This is a genomic window from Corynebacterium choanae (assembly GCF_003813965.1).
Taxonomy (GTDB): domain Bacteria; phylum Actinomycetota; class Actinomycetes; order Mycobacteriales; family Mycobacteriaceae; genus Corynebacterium; species Corynebacterium choanae.
In genome coordinates, this window is the sequence record NZ_CP033896.1 from 1,497,713 (window position 1) to 1,517,312 (window position 19,600).

Genomic DNA, 19,600 nt, shown 5'->3' on the forward strand with positions numbered 1-19,600 from the left:
ACTCGCTACCAGCAAGAGGTTTCATGTCACAGGATGCAATCGACCCCACTGAACTTGCTTGCGCGCTGCGGGTGCTTGAGCAAGCAGGCGCACTCGATCCCACCCACCCCGACTCAGTTACACTGCAGCACGCGGTAAGCAAATTGTTTAAAGCAGTGAAGCGTTCCCGCCGCAATGCGGCCAAACAGCGCATACGGCAAGCAGATCGGCAAGTACTCGCCGCCACCGCAACTGCCCATCCGCGGCGGATTGATGATGAAACAGCCGGGCTACTCATCAGCCCAAATAAGGCGCTGGCAAACAGTCACACCCCTGGTGCGGTGGCAACCCCGTACGGTTTCGCCGGAAAACTGCACCGTCCACAAAACTGTTATATCTGCAAACAGCCCTACACCCTGGTTGACTCTTTTCATCATCAGCTCTGCCCTACCTGTGCCGCAGATAATCATGCCCGGCGGGAAGCCCGCGTCGACTTAACCGGAAGGCGCGCATTGCTCACCGGTGGGCGGGCAAAAATTGGGATGTATATTGCCTTAAAACTGCTGCGCGACGGCTGCGATGTCACAATCACCACCAGGTTCCCACGCGACGCTGTGCGCCGATTCACTGCAATAGCAGACGCCGACACCTTCCTTGATCGTCTGCATGTCATCGGGGTGGATCTGCGGGATCCCCGACAAGTCGTAGCCGTTGCACGCAAAGTCGCCAGTGCCGGACCGCTCGATATTTTAATCAACAATGCGGCACAAACCGTTCGCCGACTGCCCGGCGCCTATTCGGGACTTGTCGACGCGGAACAAGCCCCCCTCGCAGGCAAAGAGAGCGAAGTAGACCTCACGATTTTCGGATCAACATCCCATTTGCATCCCCACCATCTAGTGGGTGACGGCACCCCTGGGCAAGCGCTCACCGCCGGGACACCATCAGAGACAGCAGCACAAGCAGGCCACGAACTCAGCGTCGAAACAGGCAATGAGGAAGCGGCAAATTCGACTACACGGAGAGCCCAGGAACAGATTCAGGCCTCCCGATTGGCGGCCTTAGCAATGACCGGCGGTGCTGCGGATCTTGCCCGAGTAGACAACGGCACAGCAATTGACGCAGGTGGCCTGATACCCGATCTTGTCGATCACAACTCGTGGGTGGCAACCATCGGGCAAGTCGATGCAGTAGAGATGCTCGAAGTGCAGCTGTGTAATGCGACCGCGCCGTTTATTCTCATCGATCAGCTCCGCCCCGCCCTGGAAGCCTCCCCCGCGCGGCGGAAATATATTGTCAACGTCTCCGCCATGGAAGGAGTATTCTCCCGGGGCTACAAGGGGCCTGGGCATCCGCACACCAACATGGCAAAAGCTGCACTCAATATGCTCACCCGCACCAGTGCACAAGAACTCTTTGAGCACGGCATCTTAATGACCGCAGTCGACACCGGATGGATCACCGATGAGCGCCCACACACCACCAAAGCGCGCCTAGCCCAAGAAGGCTTCCATGCGCCGCTGGATTTAGTCGATGGCGCCGCGCGGGTGTATGACCCGATCGTCCAAGGTGAAAACGGTGTTGACCTCTACGGATGCTTCTTAAAAGACTATAAACCGTCACCCTGGTAGACCGAACCGCATCACAGAAAAACACCAGATCCTGCAGCTCATGGTTGCTCGATGCTGCTCTTCCCTACTCCCCTGTGCATGCTACCGGTGATAGCAAGTCGCAAATGCTGCTTGGTGCCGGGTCGCCAACCTACAAGTATGTACAGGCAGGTGCGTCGCCCCAGCCAAGATCATGCGCACCACAGCTATGACAAGCAAAACCCGAGCCGAACCATGATCCCCCAACCCAAGGGTGCAGCCGCGATCCGACACGGACGTCTTCGCATTCGCGGCATACACCCGCCAATTGCACAAACCACCCCGGAGCTTGGGGGTTACAACTTCGGCACAGCTGAGGTATCACCATCAAACGCACGCAACACCCGTTCCGCAGCCAAGGTTGGGGTAATCTGCCCGTGGCGGAGCTGATCTTCGACAAGTTTGCGAGTAGCGCGCACATCGGGGTTCGTATTGAGCCGCCCGAGCAGCGTTTCGTGAACCATAGACCACATCCAGCCAACCTGCTGTTCGCGCCGGGTCATCTCGAATCGACCGGATGCAAGCATCGCCTCATGATGTTGCAGCACGGTATCCCAAAAAGCGTCAATGCCGTCACCTTCGACGGCTGACATGGTCATTGTCGGTGTCTTCCACAATGCATCTTCTGACTGCACCATGCGCAAAGCGGCAGCAAGATCCCGGGCAGCCCGCTTCGCATGTTTCACATTGGGGCCGTCAGCTTTATTAATGGCGACAAGATCCGCCATTTCAAGGACACCTTTTTTAATTCCTTGCAGCTGATCCCCTGCGCCGGCCAAGGCAAGGAAGGTGAAACAGTCCACCATGTTGGCGACAGTCACCTCACTTTGTCCAACACCGACGGTTTCAACGAGGATCGTGTCAAAGCCTGCCGCTTCGAAAACCACCATTGATTCGCGGGTGGCTTTCGCCACCCCGCCTAAAGTGCCAGCTGACGGGGATGGACGAATATAGGCATGTTCTTCAGCTGACAGTTTCGCCATCCGGGTTTTATCACCCAAAATTGAGCCGCGAGTTTTCGTCGACGACGGGTCGATGGCAAGTACGGCAACCTTGTGCCCATCCCGAAGTAACTTCATGCCGAGTGCTTCGATAAAGGTCGACTTGCCAACCCCTGGTACCCCAGTGATCCCGACCCGCAGCGCGTTGCCTGAGTGCGGTAAGAGTTTCACAAGCAGTTCTTGCGCGAGCACTGTGTGGGCGGGAGCCGTCGATTCGAGCAGTGTAATCGACCGGGCAATCAGCGCCCGGTTCCCCGACCGAACGCCGTGGTAGAGCTCATCGACATCGATGCGACGTCGGGCGCGGGTAACGATCTCCGGGGCAACTGCGGTGACATCCCCCAAATCGGTGCCACCGGTGGTCAGCAACGCGGAACCGGGATGATGCTGTTCCAGATAATCCTGAGGGTTGATAGCCATGGGGATACTTTCACCGTCCTAATCCGACGTCTGACCCAGTGCGGGGTGCCGTCACAAGGGTGATTGGTAAGCGATTGGGTATTGTATAAAAAGTCTTGGAGTGCAAGCCTCCCCGGGGCAGGAACGAGTGCAACCAACAAATGTTGCCTACACCGGTCTAGAGCACAAAAGAGAAATCAATTGCGCCAGAGCAGGCAGGTGGCAGCAGCGTCGGTGCGGAGACTGCTGGAGCTAACTCCTGCACCTGGGAGACTCGATTGCCCCACCCCGACGCCTGGTTGGCGTGGTGGGTGGGGCAACCAAATGTTTGCTTGTATTTAATTGTGGCGGATTTGCAGCACACCATGCGACGACGTGGTAGCCGAATGCGCATGACTGCTGCGTGCAGCCGCACTAGTCAGCAACTGGTGCTTCCTCCGCAGGGGAATCATCACTGAATTCGCCGACATTGAGCTCAAAACCAAGGGACTTTGCCAGCTTATCCATCATGTCAATGGCAGCATCGGCAATCACCGTACCTGGTGGGTAGATGGCGGCGGCACCGTCATCGTAGAGCTCTTGGAAGTCACCTGGTGGGATCACACCACCGACCACAATCATGATGTCTTCCCGACCCAGCTTGGCGAGTTCTTCCTTCAATGCAGGCACCAGCGTGAGGTGACCAGCAGCAAGAGAGGACACACCGACGACGTGAACGTCGTTATCGACTGCGGAACGGGCAGCCTCAGCAGGGGTCTGGAACAGCGGTCCGACATCGACGTCCATGCCAAGATCGGCATAGGCGGAAGCAACCACCTTCTGACCACGGTCGTGACCGTCTTGACCCATCTTGGCGATGAAGATACGTGGACGGCGGCCTTCTTCTGCTTCGAAGGCATCCGCCATAGCGATGGCCTTCTTCACGTTCGACACTTCGCCTTCCTTTCCAACCTCATCCTTATACACACCGGACAGGGTGCGGATTTCGGCTTCGTGGCGACCAAAGACCTTCTCCAACGCCATGGAGATCTCACCGACGGTGGCATTGACGCGGGCTGCGTCCACTGCCAGCTTGAGCAGGTTGTGCTCCAGGTCGCCGGGTTCTTTCGTTTCCATCTTGCAGGCTTCGGTGAGCTTATCCAGTGCTGCCTGCACGGCGTCATTGTCGCGTTCGCGACGCAGCCGCTCAAGCTTTTCGAGCTGTTCTTGGCGCACCTTGGTGTTGTCCACCTTGAGCACTTCGATCTGCTCATCTTCAGCAACCTGGTATTTGTTCACACCGATAAGCGCTTGACGACCGGAGTCGATACGTGCCTGGGTGCGGGCAGCGGACTCTTCGATGCGCAGCTTCGGAATACCTTCGATGGTGGCCTGTGCCATACCGCCGGCTTCTTCGACTTCTTCGATGTGTTTGCGTGCCCGGTTCGCCAACTCGTTGGTGAGCCATTCGATGTAGTAGGAACCAGCCCACGGGTCGACGGGGCGAACCGTACCTGATTCTTGCTGCAGCAGCAGCTGCGTGTTACGGGCGATACGAGCCGAGAAGTCAGTCGGCAAAGCCAGCGCCTCATCAAGCGCGTTGGTGTGCAGCGACTGGGTGTGGCCTTGGGTCGCTGCCATCGCCTCAATGCAGGTACGTGGCACATTGTTGAACACGTCCTGGGCGGTCAGTGACCAGCCGGAGGTTTGCGAGTGGGTACGCAGACTCTGCGACTTCTTATTCTTCGGGCCAAACTTGCCGACGAGTTCACTCCACAACAGACGACCGGCACGCAGCTTCGCGATCTCCATGAAGGTGTACATGGAAATACCCCAGAAGAAGGACAGGCGCGGTGCGAACTTGTCAACATCGAGCCCGACTTCTTTCCCGGCGCGGATATATTCCACACCATCGGCCAGCGTGTAGGCCAGCTCCAGATCGGCGGTCGCACCGGCTTCTTGAATGTGGTAGCCGGAGATCGAAATAGAGTTAAACCGCGGCATCTTCATCGAGGTGTACTCGAAAATATTCGAGATGATCCGCATCGATGGTTTCGGCGGGTAAATATAGGTGTTGCGCACCATGAACTCTTTAAGAATATCGTTCTGGATAGTACCAGCGAGATTCTCTGGGGCGACGCCTTGCTCTTCGGCGGCAACAATGTAGAGTGCCAGCACTGGCAACACTGCACCGTTCATCGTCATCGACACTGACACGGCACCAAGGTCGATACCTTCAAACAGTTGCCGCATATCAAGGATGGAGTCAATCGCGACACCGGCCATACCGACGTCACCGATGACTCGCTCATTGTCGGAGTCGTAGCCGCGGTGGGTGGCCAGGTCGAATGCGACGGACAGGCCTTTTTGGCCGGCGGCCAGGTTCCGGCGATAGAACGCGTTGGATTCCGCAGCAGTTGAGAACCCAGCATATTGGCGAATCGTCCACGGCTGATTGGTGTACATCGTCGGATATGGGCCGCGCATAAACGGAACCATGCCCGGGAAGGTGTCAATAGGATGCCCTGGTCGATCGTCGCTGCCGGCGGCAGCCGCGTCCCGATCGGCGCGGGTGTAGACCCGCTTCACATCGATTTTTTCTGGCGTTGCCCACACTTGGTCAGCAGCGGCAGGAGCACTGTCGCTTGCCTTGGGCGCATCCCCGACCGTGCGGGGGGTTGAGGCAAAATTCGGGATAGTCATGGTAGGTAAAATCACGCTCCCAGTGCGGTCAGCAGCTTGTCCATCCAACCGGCTGCGTCGATGGTCATATTCAAATAATCGTCGGGACGATCAGCTTCATCTGCTTCGGCGAAGCTCTTCGGGGCACCAGCAAGCAGTACCATCTCGACATCTGTATCCCGCAGTGCCTTGACTGCAGCGACACCAGTTTCGGCATATTCCGGATCGGCGCCGCAGATCACCGCAATCTTGTGTCCGGCGACAGCTGAGGCGAAATCGTCTGTGCCGGGTACCAGCTGGCCAGGGTTGACCGCTTCAATGCCGCCGCTTGCCAGCAAGTTGGTAGCAAAACCGGTGCGCACATTGTGCTTTGCCAGCGGACCGAGCGGGACAAGGACCGCCTTTGGCCGCTCACCGTGTGCCTCAAGGTAGGCATCTGAGCGGTTGCGCAGCGCTTCAAACTCGGCCGCAAAACGCCGCACACCTGCCGGTTCGGCTCGCTTTTCGGCAGGCAGAGGCTGCTCACCGAGATTCGGGAACTCGTTGATACCGGTCACTTTCTTCACCCGGTGGGCAATATCTTTGCGCACCGCTTCAAAGGTGGCATCGAGTGTTTCGCGCACCGATCCAGATTCCAGCGCTTTGCGGTAGCCGCCTTGCTCTTCAATGGTTTGGAACACTGCCCATGCTTTATCGGCAAGTTCCTCGGTGAGCGCTTCCACATAGTAGGAGCCACCAGCTGGGTCGACGACGAATCCGAGATGGGATTCTTCTAACAGCAGCAGGTTGGTGTTGCGCGCGATACGGGTAGCGAAGCTGCGGGAAGTGTTCGGCAAACCGCCAGGAACCGCGGCATCAAAAGGCAGCACTTCCACATCAGTGGCGCCACCGACCCCGCCGGCAAACGCAGCAACAGTGGTGCGCAGCATGTTCACCCACGGGTCGCGCTGGCTAAACATTACCGGCGCGGTTTGCACATGTTGCGGGGTGGAAGCAGCTGCTTCTGGCACCCCAAGAACTTCACAAACCCGTGCCCAAACGCCACGGAAAGCACGCAGCTTTGCGATCTGATTGAACTGGTCATCGGTGACAGCCAACCGCATGGACAGCTGCCCCACAGCCGCTTCCACACTGAGCCCACCATCGACGAGTGCCCGCACATAGTCGACGGCTGCAGCGAGCATCATGCCGATTTCTTGCGCATCCGATGCGCCCTGATTCGACAAATGCACACCGTCAACAAGTACTGCGCGGACGCAGCCGGGACGTTTGTCCGCAGCAACAGCCAATGACACGGCAGTGTCCAGATCCACGCTGGATGCGTCTTGTACTGCGGCAGTCAGCGGTGCAGCACCAAGCTCCAGGCAGGCTTTATCGGCTGCGTCTTGAATATCAACCACCTGGTAGAGTGCTTCAGCTGCAGCTTCTGTGTCTGCGCCAGCCTCTAAACGAACTGGAACATATTCCAGCAGTACTTTTTCCAATACGGTGGAAAGCTCGTCGGCGCGCAGTCCATGACTCAAATCCAGCACCACACGGGTGGTGCCGTTCATCAACGCATGCAGCAGGGCTTCATTAGTAGCTTTTGCCGACTCATAGCCGGTACCGCCGAAGCGTTCGGTTACTCCCCAGCCTGCTGCATCAGCATCGCTGACACCCTGGCCGCGGACGAAGGGAAACACACCCGGCTCGGCTTGTTCGCTCACCTCATCGGCGCGGGTGTACAGCGGATTGACGTCAATGCCGTCGTAGGTGGTTTTGACAAGTTTCTTCCACACATCTAGCGGCACGTCAGCCACATCTTTGCGCTGCACCCGGGCGAACACACCTGCCACAGCTTTGTACCAATCTTGATATTGGTCATCGAAGTCTGCTGGCAGGGCCACACTAGGCGCGTCACTCTTGTGCGTCATAGCGGTCCTTCTCTCTTTTTGTTGACGGTTGAATAAACCATGTGTTCTATCTCGGTAACCCGTGCCAACTGCCTGGCACAGGTGATGCATCCTGGTGTAAACATCCCACACCAGCAATCCCAACACAGACCCGTTACCTGCCGGTCGGTCAGGTGCCCTATCGCGGTCGGCATGACCGCACACAATCAGGCCTGTTGTGGCACGCAACATGGCCATATGTGATAGCACACCCGTATCGCTTGCGTGGGATAGGCCACATCACCATAAGCAGTGGCGGAATAGACACACTATGTGGGTGATCTTACCGCTGATCGGGATAGGTCGCAGGATTTAGCGCGGGAAAACTCGGGAGAAACACCAGCACGTGGTTGTGGTGTTGTTCACTAAGGAAATCCTTGCTTTGGCTGTGTTGCCGGTGCTGTAGGACAGTAGAAAATACGGGCAAAATCCCGCGTCGAATGGGTTCTTCGCTACAGTGGCACTGTGTTCACCTCCCACAATGCCCGTCGTTGGCGTTCACTGCCCAGTCTGCTTCGCCGGTCTATTGCCACGCTCTGGTCAGTGTTTGCTCAACTGTCCTGGGTAAAGCAGGTGGTGACAGTGGCAGCCGGGGCCGCCGTGATCCTGGTGACGACAACGGTGCGGCTTCCGGGATTGGAGGATTTGCGCGCTTACGCGACAGCAACCGGGCCGTGGTTCCCGGTACTGTTTTTGCTCGGCTATATTCTGCTCACCCAATTCCCAATCCCCCGAACTATTTTCACCCTGTCTGCAGGCATTATCTTCGGGCCGGTTCTAGGCATTGTGATTGTGCTAACCGGCACCACGATTTCTGCGGCACTTTCGTTGACCATGGTGCGATATCTCCTGCGTGATGCGATCGCCCCGCTGCTCACCCATCCAGCGGTGGACACCATCAATGCGCGGCTCCAGCGCCGCGGCTGGCTTGCCATCATTAGCCTACGGATGATCGCCGCAGTTCCTTTTTCCATTCTTAACTATTGTGCCGCGCTCACTGCGGTGCCAGTGAGTATGTTTGCGCTGGGTACCTTGCTGGGGTCTGCACCAGGATCCATTGCCACCGTGGTTATTGGTGACGCACTACTTGGCCACACAGATCCTCGCCTACTCCTTATCACCGTTGCCCTATTTATCCTCGGGTCGGCAGGGCTGTATCTTGACCAGAAACTACCGGTGAATCAGCAAGATACTGCAGCTCATAGCGACAAGCCAGATCATCCTGCCTAATGCCAGCAGCCTGGTACAGTGCGAGGGTTGCTTTGGGCGCACTGTGCGTGGGTCCTCCTGCTTCGCTCACTGATACGACCCTATATCTCGGTGCGGCGCTGTAGGTCGTCCAGGACGTTACAATCCACGGATGCACTGCCTTCCCGGCGCCTTTCGCCATTTCGACACGCCGAAATTCATCACAGCAGTCAAGGTGGGTGACTTGTCGGTAGGGTGTGAGTGGGAAACCCCGTCGGGTATTAGCATCGCTGCAACCGTTGCAGCGTTCGGCTCACCGACAGCCCGGCAATGAAAGTGAGGGAGCGTATGCCAACATTCGCTGTCCATGCCCGCTATCGCGGAACAGCGAAACGCCGTGCCGCGTTAGTAAAACAATCAGCTGAAGCATTAAGTGTGCTTGATGGTATGGCTCCTTTTGAAGTCGTCGATGTCGAAGACATTGCTACTACTTCCACTACACCACGCGCGGTCGTCGACACCATTATGGTGCTGCTATCTGATGGGGATTGGGCTGTTGGCGTGTCGTTTGCGCACTCGGCACAGTTGGCGAAAAAACAAGCTGCCGATTGTTTGCGCAAACGCGCAAAAGCAGGTGTTGTGCAAGTGAACTGTCAACCATTTCACGGGGTTACCAGCAGCGATATTGAGTCAGTGTTTGTGTTGGCCGCGTTTGTACTGGCGCGGCGCACCCCTGAAGGCCGTGAAGCGACCTCATATATGCGGCGCGGTTTTACCCAAGTTGAAGCCGCTGAATATTTAGGGATCACCAAACAGGCGATGTCGCAGCGGTTACAGGCCGCCGGCTGGCAGGCCGAGAACGCAGCGTGGCAGTTAGCGGTCCATTTACTCACCCGCCTGGCAGAGGGATAACCTCCCACTGCACAGATCAATGATGGCTCGATCTTCTCCCACACTTGTCAGTCAATGGTCTCGATAGCAGCCTGCAGCCCCGGCAGCGACCACTAGCAGGTGGTGCATATGCTGCCGGGGCTGTTGCTTGATATGACGTTGGAACCGTCATCGATTCATCCGCATCCTGTGCTGCGGTGATGTGCGATATATTTCCTTGCATTTGCGCTACAGATCGCGTCCCGCGGTTCCTGCCCCAGTTACTGGTTGGGGAGCTCGTCAGCGGGCACTGGTGGGGCAGCTGATGTGGTGTGACCTTCCTCCATAGGATCAGTCCCCGACTGGGCTGCAGCGAGCTCAGGGTGTGCTGGGGCCCCTTCCAACTCAACGGAACTAGCTACCGGTTTCCGGGAAGCGGTGGGCAGTTCAATATCATCAACTGGCTTATTCGCTACTGCGTTGGCTGCAGCGACAGCTTTCGCGATCTCTGGGTCAGTTTCGGTCGAAAACCAGCCCTCGGTATCGTCATTTGTGGCCATTTGCCGCTCCTCTTCGGTCGGCTCAGTTGGGGTGAACTTGAACACCCCTTCCTCATCTTTGCCGCCGAGCGCTTGCGCAAACGCCTGCAAGCTATCACCAAACTGAGAGGGAATAATCCAAGTCTTATTCGCCGAACCTTCCGCCATCTTCGGCAGCTTCTCCAGATACTGATACGCCAGCACCTCAGGAGTGACCTGGGCGGTTTTGATGGCAGCATTCACCTTGGCAATAGCTTGAGCCTCACCTTGTGCGCGGAGCAACTTCGCTGCTCGCTCGCCTTCTGCCCGTAAAATCTCTGCCTGCCGTTCAGCTTCAGCGGCCAAGATAGCTGCAGATTTTTCACCTTCCGCCGACAACACCCGTGCCTGCTTGTCACCTTCGGCAGTTTTAATATCTGCTTCCCGTTGCCCCTCAGCAGTCAAAATCATTGCCCGCTTTTCCCGTTCTGCTTTCATCTGCATCTCCATTGCTTGCTGAATCGAAGCAGGTGGATCAATAGCTTTCAGCTCAACACGGGAGATTCGCAGTCCCCATTTCGTGGTTGCCGCATCGAGTTCACCCCGCAACCTGCGGTTAATCATCTCTCGGCTGGTCAGCGTATCTTCCAAGGTCATACCGCCGACCACGTCACGCAACGTGGCAACGGTAATCTGTTCGACACCATAGATATAGTTATCGACCCCATAGATCGCCCGGGCAGGTTCATTGATTTGGAAAGTCACCACCACGTCGATGCCGACAGTGACGTTTTCCTGAGTGATCACCGGCTGCGGTGGGAAGCTCACCACTCGTTCACGGGTGTCGACTTTAGCCCGAATCCGGTCGATAAACGGAATGATGACAGTGATGCCACCTTCCACAGTGCGGGTGTAGCGGCCAAGCCGCTCAATAACTGCAGCTTCGCCCTGGTGCACGAGTTTTACTGACTTCGTCACCACTAACACAACAAACACAATCAGCAGGATCCAAGGGATACTTGCAAATGAGGCTACAAACACTTCATTCATGCGCACACTCCTGTGGCGTCGGTTTATATGGATAGCAGGCCGTTTGCGCCGCCGGGCACAAACCTCGCCACTGGTAATAAGCGGTGATAGCTGCACCTTATGCCGGTAGCGGCCGCTAATGATGCCCCAGTGTAGTAATAGAGTGCGGCTGTTGCAGTGAAAATCTTCGCAGGTTCGCTGGCTTGGTCATCGGTGCTGCTGTTCCAGTGCGCATCATTATTGCTATATCGCGGTGAAGTTACTCGGGCTTACTATCGCTGGTCGTGTGTTGGGTGAGCGTCAACCATTGTGCAATGCTGGTGAACCGGGCAGTTGCGGTGACGCATCCGGATCGAACACCACTGCGCAAGCCCCGTCGATTGCCAGCACTTGCACTTGTTTTCCAGGGGCGATGTGATGCTGCGGATCCATGCTTCGCGCCGACCAGATTGAACCGTCAAGACGAATTTGACCGGAGAGGTGATCGACCGCTTCAATCACTGTCGCATAGCTGCCAACAAGGGCTTGGGGTGAATGATCAAGCTGTTTTTTGCTGGTAAGTTGCCGGCGCATTATTGGTCGCACGGTGGTGACAAGGAGCAAAGCAACGATGGAAAATACCACTCCCAAAACCCACACAGGGGGGCTAAAGATACCGCCAACCGCCGCAGCGGTGAGCGCACCACCACCGAGCATCAGCAACGTGAAGTCGCCAATGAACAATTCAGCTAAGACCAACAACAGTCCGGCAACAAGCCATATCAATGCGCCCATAATGGTTCATAGCTTAGCAAGCAGGATCGACGGTAAACCGCGAGTCGTACAAAACCGCCGGCATCGCTTCATTCAGGTGGCGACTTTGCACCAGGGGGTTGAGTGTTGTGCCAGGAAGTGTCACCACCCTCCTGCAGGTGTCGGAGTCCAGTTGGGGTGTGGAGCTAGATGAGATCAGACTTGTCGACTTGCGGGACGGTGACAAAATCGACAAGTCGTTCCACCGCACCGATGAGTGTCGGATCAAGATCCTTGTAGGACGATACTGCCGCGTAGACCCGGTGGAATCCTTCCCGCGGATCACCCCAGCCGAGGCGGCGGCACACACCAGTTTTCCAATCTTCCCCGTAAGGGATTTCTGGCCAGGCTCGGATACCAAGCCGCTCCGGGCGAACAGCAGCCCAAATATCGACAAATGGATGGCCGGTCACCAACACGTGTTGCCCCACCGATTCGGTGAGACGCTGTTCTTTTGAGCCTTGCACAAGGTGATCGGCCAGCACGCCCACCCGCCGGGTGGCGGATGGCGCAAATGCTTGCAATCGTTGTTCTAAGTTGTCGAGGCCTTCCAAATATTCCACCACGACACCTTCGACGCGCAGATCATGTCCCCAGACTTTTTCCACAATGGCTGCGTCGTGCACACCTTCCACCCAGATTCGGCTGGGAGCTGCAACTTTTGCTGTCAGCTGCGATACTCGTCGCGATCCAGAATTCGAAATGGCAGGGGTGGCGGGCTGCTGCCCGCTGGTGTCGCGCACCAGGGTCGAACGCACCCCTTCGATGAGAAATGCACCGTCACGCAGCGGGTACAGCCGGCTGACCCCGCGACGATCCTCTAAACGAATGAACTGGCCGTCATAGGTTTTCTCAAAACCGATGATTGCTCCTACGAAATCATCAGCAATCACCTCCACGACGAGCCCCATGGTGGCGGGAACGGTGGGATAGGTGGGCTGTTTGTTGCGGGAATGGCCGGCGAAAATATCGCCGGCGTAACGATCAATAGGAGCCATAGTGTTCTACCTTAAAAGTGCAGCAACTCCCCCTTCAACTTTGCCTGCACCCGCGCCGAACTAGCACCGGCTAGCGTTTCCGGCGTTGTGGCGCGGAATCTGCATGGGGCAGGTTTTTTATGCAATGGCGCTCAGCGCGGGTACCGTTTGGCTAGCTGCGGGTGTCGTTTGGGCTGCCAGGCTTGGCCGGTTTACACTGCTGCCTCGTGAATCCTATCGCGCAGCTTTATACCCCAGTGCAACATGCAGCCCTCTGGTTAGGGGCGGTGTTTCACGGATTGGAAAGTTTTGATGATTTTGCCACCGCTGCACACGGGTTGGCGGCAAGTCATGCGCTCGCCGGCGACGAGCATTATGCGCTGGCTGGAGTCGTGAAGAAACTGCGACAGGTGACAGCCCCCTTGACTAATCCGCCACCTACGCCGGAACCAATATTGTCGCTTGTGCTTGCCGGACCTGGTGAGCCTCCCCCGGTGGAACCGGGCACTGCTGCGGCGTTTGCGCTGCATCGGGCAGGTGCCGGCATTGTGGTGCGGGATCCTGATCCGCTAGTTGTCCATGTGCTAGTCCCAGAGGTGATCACCGACACGCCCGTGGAACTGTGGGATCCTGAAGACGGTCCGTTAGGCCAGTGGCGTTGGCAGTGGTTTACCACCGGAAAACGACCGAGTCTGTTACACGAAGTAGGTCCCGGCGACGCGGATCGTCTGCTGGCCACTGCCACCAGCGAAGCAGCTACGTTGATCGGCCAACGCAAACGGCAACCAACAGCAACCCCGGTCGATCCGCGGCTCACCATTGGCCGGCTCGATGACTATTTTGACTATCCCGGTATTCCGGCGGCAACCCCTCTGCGCACCCAGCAGCTGCTCGCCAGAGCCGACCGAGTTACCGCTGTTGTGCACACCACAATTTTCGCCGCTGGCGATCACTCCCTCGACGGGGAACTGTTTCGTCTGGCACGGCCAATCCGGCAAGCCCGTGCAGCGGCAACGAATTATGCACTCGCCGATTTTGCCCGCAGCGCCTTTGCTGCTCGTCGCTAGTGTTTCCTGCTGGGGAGGACGCAAAAAAATTTCGCTGGTGTTGCCAGTCCAGTGAAGAAGCCAACGCTGAGGTTCATCCGCTTCTTAAAACCCCGGCACCACTGGTTCATCCGGCTCACCCGAGTTTTTCAAGCTGCACACCCAGCAGGCGGGAGCGCTAACGGTTGTGCACCGCAGCGCCACCGAACAGGGTGTGTCGCCTATTGTGCTGATGGTGGACGACCGGTTGGGCGCTGCGGGACACAACAGTTGGTGGCACACGGCGCCCCGTTGCGGGAACATCCATGCACTGCAACACCATGTTCACTGGTGTCGCCGACGCCGGTGAGCTGCTCTTCGATGAGATCAACGACCATTGCTGCGAACTCGGGCAGATGCCCCACCGTCGGTGCACGCTCGATGAGCACACCGAATTGTTCGGCTTCCTGCTGCAATTCGCTGTCGAGATCCCACACCACTTCAATATGGTCGGATAGAAAACCGATAGGACACACCACTGCTGCGGAAAAATCGTGGTGTTTCGCCAAGGATTCCACGTGGTCAACAACATCGGGTTCCAACCACGGCACATGCGCCGGACCGGAACGAGACTGCCACACCAAATCATAGGAGTCGAATCCGGAAGCTGCCGCAACGAGTTTGCAAGCGTGATCGATCTGGGTGGAATACAACGATCCGTCAGCAGGTTGGCCGGAGGCCGCATCCATTGACAGCGGAATCGAGTGGGCAGTAAAGATCAGCCGCGCCCCAGGTTGTTGTTCAACCGGCAGTTTCGCCCGGGCAAGATCCACTTCCTTGACTGTCGCTTCCACAAACCGTGGATGGTCGAAGAATTGGCGAATTTTCACCATCTCAATCTCAGGCGCGCCTGCAGCAGCTAAATGTTCCCGCATACGGGCGATATCTTCATGATATTGCCGACATCCGGAGTAGCCCGCCCAGGCTGAGGTGGCAAACACCAATGCTCGCCGCACCCCCTGTTCAGCCATCACCGTTGCGGTATCGGTCGCTAAAGGATGCCAGTTCCGGTTGCCGAAATAGACAGGCAACGCAATGTTTCGGCGTTGTAGCTCTGCCTCAATATTGGCAATCATCTCCCGGTTGAGATCATTGAGGGGGCTTTTCCCACCAAAGTGGTGATAGTGTTCCTCCACCTCATCAAGACGGTGCGCGGGGATGCCGCGGCCGCGGGTGACGTTTTCCAAAAATGGTCGCACATCGGGATGTCCTTCCGGACCGCCGAAGCTCAACACGAGCAGCGCGTCGAAGGGAAGATCCGGCTGGCTGGGATTCTGCATAGCTGTTAAGGGTAATGGCCACCCATAGCCCCAATCAACCAACCCGGTACCGCCGCATTTGCACAGCCAACATTGCAGGCCAACACATCCACCTCTTCGCCAATGCTGGAACCAGTGCCGCAAGAATAGGAATGCTGCAGTCATCTTGCACAGCGCAGCTTCGAACACACCCACGGCTAGCCGCCGCACCGTTGCAACGCGGGGTTCCAGAAACGATTCCGGGCCGCCACTACCGACCCCACAAATCGAGTTGACGTGATTCTGTCCGATACACGGGCGACGCTATCGTCTCATGGTGCGCGCTACCGTGTGGGGTTGGATGGCAGGGTTCACCGCGTCTTTTCGTGCAGTCCACTGTTGGTCATCGTGCAGCGACTACCCTGTCTCTCCTACCCACCGTGACAAAACTAGTGACGAAAATACGGTTAAGGATATAAAAGACAAACACGCCCGCCGCGGACGAGTGTCACCAAAATCTCCCCGGAAACAACATGTCCGGACAGATCGTTGACATCCCATCCACGGCGGGCGTGTATTGACGCACCACCTTCAAGCGCACGCACATGCGTGGCAACTTCCTCACCCATCAGCGTCGTCTCGATGGAAAACGAACCCTGGTGGAAGAGACACACGGCGTCGTTACTGCCGAGAGTCGACTAGCTTCAGCAATGACAGTAACTTCCATGTCAGCATCAGCAGTAGTCGCCACCACGCAACGCAGCACCGGGCAGTGCCTACACCTAGACACGATCCCACCTGGTAATCCACGCATGGACGCATCTAGTATCTGTGTTGTTGTTTTCCGCACTTGTCGTTCATCCCGGTGCGGGCGGGAGCTTAGTAACTCAATCGACACAGCGCCTACCCCACCTGTGGGGTTTGGCGACAAGGGTGAACACTCCTCTTGTCCCATGTCGTTGAGAAGTCTTGGGGTTCAGTGTTGCCTTTCGTCACAACAACCGCATTGCTCAGGTTTGCCATCTCCACCGCGCCTGCGCGACGAACACGGTCCTAAGCTTTTTTTTGCCACCTGCGACACAGGAATTGTCACCGAATTTTTCGCGAATATTCCGCGGTCGGTGTGCGCAAGCCAAGTCAGGCCGAAACCGATGTGATTGCAACACCGCTTTCGTAAACATTGGCCACAACACAGCACGCTTGTTGCTACAACCTTGTGTGTTCTTTCACGGGTTTTCGTGGGGTGGCTATAGGGCTGCCGCCAACACTGACTCACGTTGCTGTACCGGTTAGAGCATCCGCACTGCGTATGGGCTCATACCGGCGTAGCGCACAGGGCTGATCTTGACGTGGCTACCAGATTGTGGTGCCTCGATCATTTTGCCGTCACCTAAGTAGATTGCCACGTGGTATTCCGCATTGGGACCCCAGAACAGCAGGTCACCACGCTGAATATCAGAGATCGCAACCTTCGTCCCGCGCTGATATTGGCTGCCGGTATAGTGTGGCAACGCAATACCGACACCAGCGAACGCGTACAGCACCAGCCCGGAGCAGTCGAATCCGACCTTGTTGTAGTCGCCATACGAGTCAGCGACACCGCCATCGCGAATACCCTTCGTCGGTCCGGCTGCGTTACCGCCGCCCCACGCATATTGCACGCCAAGCTGCGACTCGGCACGGGCGATCATCGCTTCGATTCGTTCTTCTCGGCTGCCGTTGAAGTTCGTGATCGAATCTTCAGTGACCAATCCCAAGTCAGCCGGGGTGACGGTATCGAGTCCGCGGTAGAGCTGCAGCAGCGAATAGTTTTCGCCCGGGTTTGCCCGTTGTGCTTTTTGCACGATCTCAGCTTGGGTACCAATTGGTGCAGTAGTCTGCCCGGTCAAATCTGCTGCAGTATCTTTCACTGCCGCCCCGACGAGCGTGTCCGCCGCCCGCAGCAACGCCGGATCGAATGCCGAAGGGGTATTGCGATCGTTAGTCACCGTGGTGCCGTTGGCAGTATGGGTCGCACTGCCATCCGAGGAACCAGTATCGGCGCCAAGATCATTGAGCAGTTTCAACACAGTCGCAGCGACACCGACCACCGTTGCCACAGTTTTCACTGTTTGGGCAATCTGATCGGCATCAATATCAGCGGCTACATAGGTTGCATCTGCTGGTGCAGCAACCGCAGTTGCGGTCGCCACCGCGGGCTGTGGTGCAACCGGTGCAGGTGCCACCGGATTATCAAGCACTGGTGCTGCTGGTGGCAGCGGGGATAAGGCGGCTTGAGTAGCTTCAGCAATTTGCGCATCTAAGGCGCCTACCTGTTGTTCGGCAGCAATTCGATCAGCGTTGCTGCGCTGCTGCGCTGCCCGAGCCCCCTCGAGTTGCTGCTGCAACTGTACAAGATCGGCCTGTTGGCGAAGTTTGATGCCTTCTAACTCCAGCAGGCGACTGCCGCGCGCAGGACCGTCCATTCCCAGGAAGGAAAGCGCCTGCAAGAACGCGTTGCGAATATCTTCATTGTCTAACGCAGCAATACTGCCATCTGGGTTAAGCGGCAACAGCTCGTTGAGCGCACCATGGAAGCTTTCATGCAGCTGGTCAATCTCAACCTGTGTCGCAGCAAGGTCAGCTTCTAACCGGTGAACTTGGTCGCTCAGGGCAGCTACGGCAGCGTCATCGCCGGCGGCAACATGAAGTGCTTGCTCTAAGCGAGTACGGGCATCAAATACTTGCCCCCGCAATTCAGCAAGCCTCGCTTGAGCTTGTTCAACAATCGGGGCAGCAACAACTGGCTCATCAACGGGTGGAAGTGGATCCGCGAGTGCAGTGTGGGCACTGGTACCCACAGCGATGCTGACGATCAGACTGGTAGCAATCCGCCGCAGGCGGGAAACACGGGTGCGTGAGATATTCACGGGACATCGATCTTTCTCACGGTCATTCGCAAATAGCGATCACCAGACCAACCACAATAAAACACCGTTCAATCGGGATGATTGACACGCGCATCGAGCGATAGGCTCGAGCCGGTGCATGACTCCAGATCCCGGATTGGACGCTGAAAAATTCATGACGGAACCCACGAAGGTGTGCCGAAGGTTTTTGGCACCCTTACGCGGAACGCATTGTGTGGTTTTCAAAGCCGCGTGAAACAACACGCCGAACCGGATTATCGCTGGCAGTAAACGCCAGTGTAAAAATCGTAGAATGGACGAACTCCAGGGAAACGATCCTGGGATCTCCATGATCAACGACTACACGTTTTTGGCAGTCCACCCCAACAATTCAGCGGGTAATACTCTGAAATTCGAGCACTACTACTGGAAGCGCATCGACGATGGGTAACGACTCCACGACGACTCGCTTTGGTGGTCGGTAATATTGCCGCCAGCCAAGCAGGGGCTAGCAAATGGCTCATCGATCTGACGGTGATCACCGTCGGCATGACCGTGGGTTATACAGTTCAAACAACAACAGACAGTTTTCGGTAATTCAGCTGCGTTCTACCTCAGGGGTCGCAGGAGGGCCTGCATCCCGATCACCCTCAGCACGATAGTCAAGGAAACGAACTTGACTACTACAGTATTTTGGTATGCCAAAAGGCACCATTGTGAACTGGAGTGAAAAACTCCCGTTCCCAAGGCGATGGGCATATCAACAATTGGGGGTGGGTGGAGCTGTTCCAAGACAGCAATTCCACCTGACAGCAGAGAAGCTCATGGTTTCCAAACCACAGGGGCACATCCCGGGATTTGCAACAAGCACACCAAGTCAGCGGGTAACGAATCCGCGTCGACGCACCTGGTCAATACAACTCGGGCGGCACACGATCCAGCAGTTACGAATATTGAGCCAACCAGTCTCAGCGGCTCGCGGCGGAAAAGTGAACGACTTCTTTTCCTGCGCTTGACTGCCACGCGCGAAAGGCGCAACGTAGCAAGAGGATCGATAAGTTCATGAAGTTAGAAACCAAGCAAGTGCCTGGAGAAGCACACAGCTGTACTCGCGGTCGCTCCAGTGAGGACACAGGTTTGCACCTTGTAACACTTTGCTGCGACCTTTGAGTCACAATCGGCAACAGCACTGCACTGACATCTTCCAGGGCAAGGCCTAAGTCTCGCAATGGTGTGAAGATTCTTCCCGCTCGCAAAGCGCAGATGGTGGTGAAAACTATTGTTGACACCAATCATGATCCGGCAATGCTTCCCCGCATTCCGAAACCGCCAAATTGATCATGGCGCCTTCTTTGCGTCCGGGATTGCAGTCCTTAGATGATCCAATCACGTTCC

14 protein-coding genes are annotated in these 19,600 nt (G+C 56.8%); 5 read left to right on the top strand and 9 right to left on the bottom strand.

The features are described 5' to 3' along the window. Positions 1–23 precede the first annotated feature (23 nt). On the top strand, positions 24–1,610 hold the full coding sequence (locus CCHOA_RS05370) for an SDR family NAD(P)-dependent oxidoreductase (RefSeq protein WP_123927872.1): 1,587 nt from the start codon (positions 24–26) through the stop codon (positions 1,608–1,610). A 314-nt stretch (positions 1,611–1,924) separates the two neighbouring features. Here the strand turns inward: CCHOA_RS05370 and meaB are convergent, their stop codons facing one another. The 3 genes from meaB to CCHOA_RS05385 all read right to left on the bottom strand — a co-directional run bounded on the left by meaB (position 1,925) and on the right by CCHOA_RS05385 (position 7,602). Further along, positions 1,925–3,049 carry a methylmalonyl Co-A mutase-associated GTPase MeaB gene (gene meaB, locus CCHOA_RS05375; protein ID WP_123927875.1) on the bottom strand — a complete coding sequence of 375 codons (1,125 nt, stop codon included), beginning with the start codon at positions 3,047–3,049 and terminating at the stop codon, positions 1,925–1,927. A gap of 393 nt (positions 3,050–3,442) precedes the next feature. Further along, entirely contained in the window at positions 3,443–5,710 is a 2,268-nt protein-coding gene (scpA, locus tag CCHOA_RS05380) for a methylmalonyl-CoA mutase (protein ID WP_123927878.1), read from the bottom strand. Between the two features lie 11 nt (positions 5,711–5,721). Further along, entirely contained in the window at positions 5,722–7,602 is a 1,881-nt protein-coding gene (locus tag CCHOA_RS05385) for a methylmalonyl-CoA mutase family protein (protein ID WP_123927881.1), read from the bottom strand. Between the two features lie 483 nt (positions 7,603–8,085). On the opposite strand from CCHOA_RS05385, the gene CCHOA_RS05390 reads away from it, so the two are divergent. After that, on the top strand, positions 8,086–8,850 hold the full coding sequence (locus CCHOA_RS05390) for a TVP38/TMEM64 family protein (RefSeq protein ID WP_245992076.1): 765 nt from the start codon (positions 8,086–8,088) through the stop codon (positions 8,848–8,850). A gap of 306 nt (positions 8,851–9,156) precedes the next feature. Then, the gene (locus CCHOA_RS05395; RefSeq protein ID WP_123927884.1) at positions 9,157–9,720 is read left to right on the top strand and encodes a MarR family transcriptional regulator; all 564 of its coding nucleotides are present in this window, start codon (positions 9,157–9,159) and stop codon (positions 9,718–9,720) included. 239 nt (positions 9,721–9,959) lie between these two features. Here the strand turns inward: CCHOA_RS05395 and CCHOA_RS05400 are convergent, their stop codons facing one another. The 3 genes from CCHOA_RS05400 to CCHOA_RS05410 form a co-directional block, all read right to left on the bottom strand. Further along, entirely contained in the window at positions 9,960–11,246 is a 1,287-nt protein-coding gene (locus CCHOA_RS05400; RefSeq protein ID WP_123927888.1) for an SPFH domain-containing protein, read from the bottom strand. A gap of 279 nt (positions 11,247–11,525) precedes the next feature. Next, positions 11,526–11,999 carry an NfeD family protein gene (locus CCHOA_RS05405; protein WP_123927892.1) on the bottom strand — a complete coding sequence of 158 codons (474 nt, stop codon included), beginning with the start codon at positions 11,997–11,999 and terminating at the stop codon, positions 11,526–11,528. Positions 12,000–12,163: 164 nt separating this feature from the next. Next, positions 12,164–13,015 carry a DUF3097 domain-containing protein gene (locus CCHOA_RS05410; RefSeq protein WP_123927895.1) on the bottom strand — a complete coding sequence of 284 codons (852 nt, stop codon included), beginning with the start codon at positions 13,013–13,015 and terminating at the stop codon, positions 12,164–12,166. A gap of 206 nt (positions 13,016–13,221) precedes the next feature. On the opposite strand from CCHOA_RS05410, the gene CCHOA_RS05415 reads away from it, so the two are divergent. Further along, the gene (locus tag CCHOA_RS05415; RefSeq protein WP_123927899.1) at positions 13,222–14,061 is read left to right on the top strand and encodes a hypothetical protein; all 840 of its coding nucleotides are present in this window, start codon (positions 13,222–13,224) and stop codon (positions 14,059–14,061) included. 200 nt (positions 14,062–14,261) lie between these two features. Here CCHOA_RS05415 and CCHOA_RS05420 read toward each other — a convergent pair whose 3' ends face one another. The 3 genes from CCHOA_RS05420 to CCHOA_RS05425 form a co-directional block, all read right to left on the bottom strand. Then, positions 14,262–15,359, bottom strand: a complete 1,098-nt coding sequence (locus CCHOA_RS05420; protein ID WP_123927902.1) for a ferrochelatase — start codon at positions 15,357–15,359, stop codon at positions 14,262–14,264. 425 nt (positions 15,360–15,784) lie between these two features. Beyond that, positions 15,785–15,922, bottom strand: a complete 138-nt coding sequence (locus CCHOA_RS10670; protein ID WP_164472398.1) for a hypothetical protein — start codon at positions 15,920–15,922, stop codon at positions 15,785–15,787. A 684-nt stretch (positions 15,923–16,606) separates the two neighbouring features. Next, the gene (locus CCHOA_RS05425; protein WP_245992077.1) at positions 16,607–18,226 is read right to left on the bottom strand and encodes an NlpC/P60 family protein; all 1,620 of its coding nucleotides are present in this window, start codon (positions 18,224–18,226) and stop codon (positions 16,607–16,609) included. Positions 18,227–18,518: 292 nt separating this feature from the next. On the opposite strand from CCHOA_RS05425, the gene CCHOA_RS10675 reads away from it, so the two are divergent. After that, positions 18,519–18,656, top strand: a complete 138-nt coding sequence (locus tag CCHOA_RS10675) for a hypothetical protein (RefSeq protein WP_164472399.1) — start codon at positions 18,519–18,521, stop codon at positions 18,654–18,656. The last annotated feature ends 944 nt before the right edge of the window (positions 18,657–19,600 follow it).

Coding starts and splice junctions, on each gene's coding strand:
- CCHOA_RS05405 (WP_123927892.1), bottom strand. CDS start 11,999: ATGGGCGCATTGATATGGCTTGTTGCCGGACTGTTGTTGGTCTTAGCT.
- CCHOA_RS05400 (WP_123927888.1), bottom strand. CDS start 11,246: ATGAATGAAGTGTTTGTAGCCTCATTTGCAAGTATCCCTTGGATCCTG.
- CCHOA_RS05420 (WP_123927902.1), bottom strand. CDS start 15,359: ATGCAGAATCCCAGCCAGCCGGATCTTCCCTTCGACGCGCTGCTCGTG.
- CCHOA_RS05385 (WP_123927881.1), bottom strand. CDS start 7,602: ATGACGCACAAGAGTGACGCGCCTAGTGTGGCCCTGCCAGCAGACTTC.
- CCHOA_RS05370 (WP_123927872.1), top strand. CDS start 24: ATGTCACAGGATGCAATCGACCCCACTGAACTTGCTTGCGCGCTGCGG.
- CCHOA_RS05395 (WP_123927884.1), top strand. CDS start 9,157: ATGCCAACATTCGCTGTCCATGCCCGCTATCGCGGAACAGCGAAACGC.
- scpA (WP_123927878.1), bottom strand. CDS start 5,710: ATGACTATCCCGAATTTTGCCTCAACCCCCCGCACGGTCGGGGATGCG.
- meaB (WP_123927875.1), bottom strand. CDS start 3,049: ATGGCTATCAACCCTCAGGATTATCTGGAACAGCATCATCCCGGTTCC.
- CCHOA_RS05410 (WP_123927895.1), bottom strand. CDS start 13,015: ATGGCTCCTATTGATCGTTACGCCGGCGATATTTTCGCCGGCCATTCC.
- CCHOA_RS10675 (WP_164472399.1), top strand. CDS start 18,519: ATGGACGAACTCCAGGGAAACGATCCTGGGATCTCCATGATCAACGAC.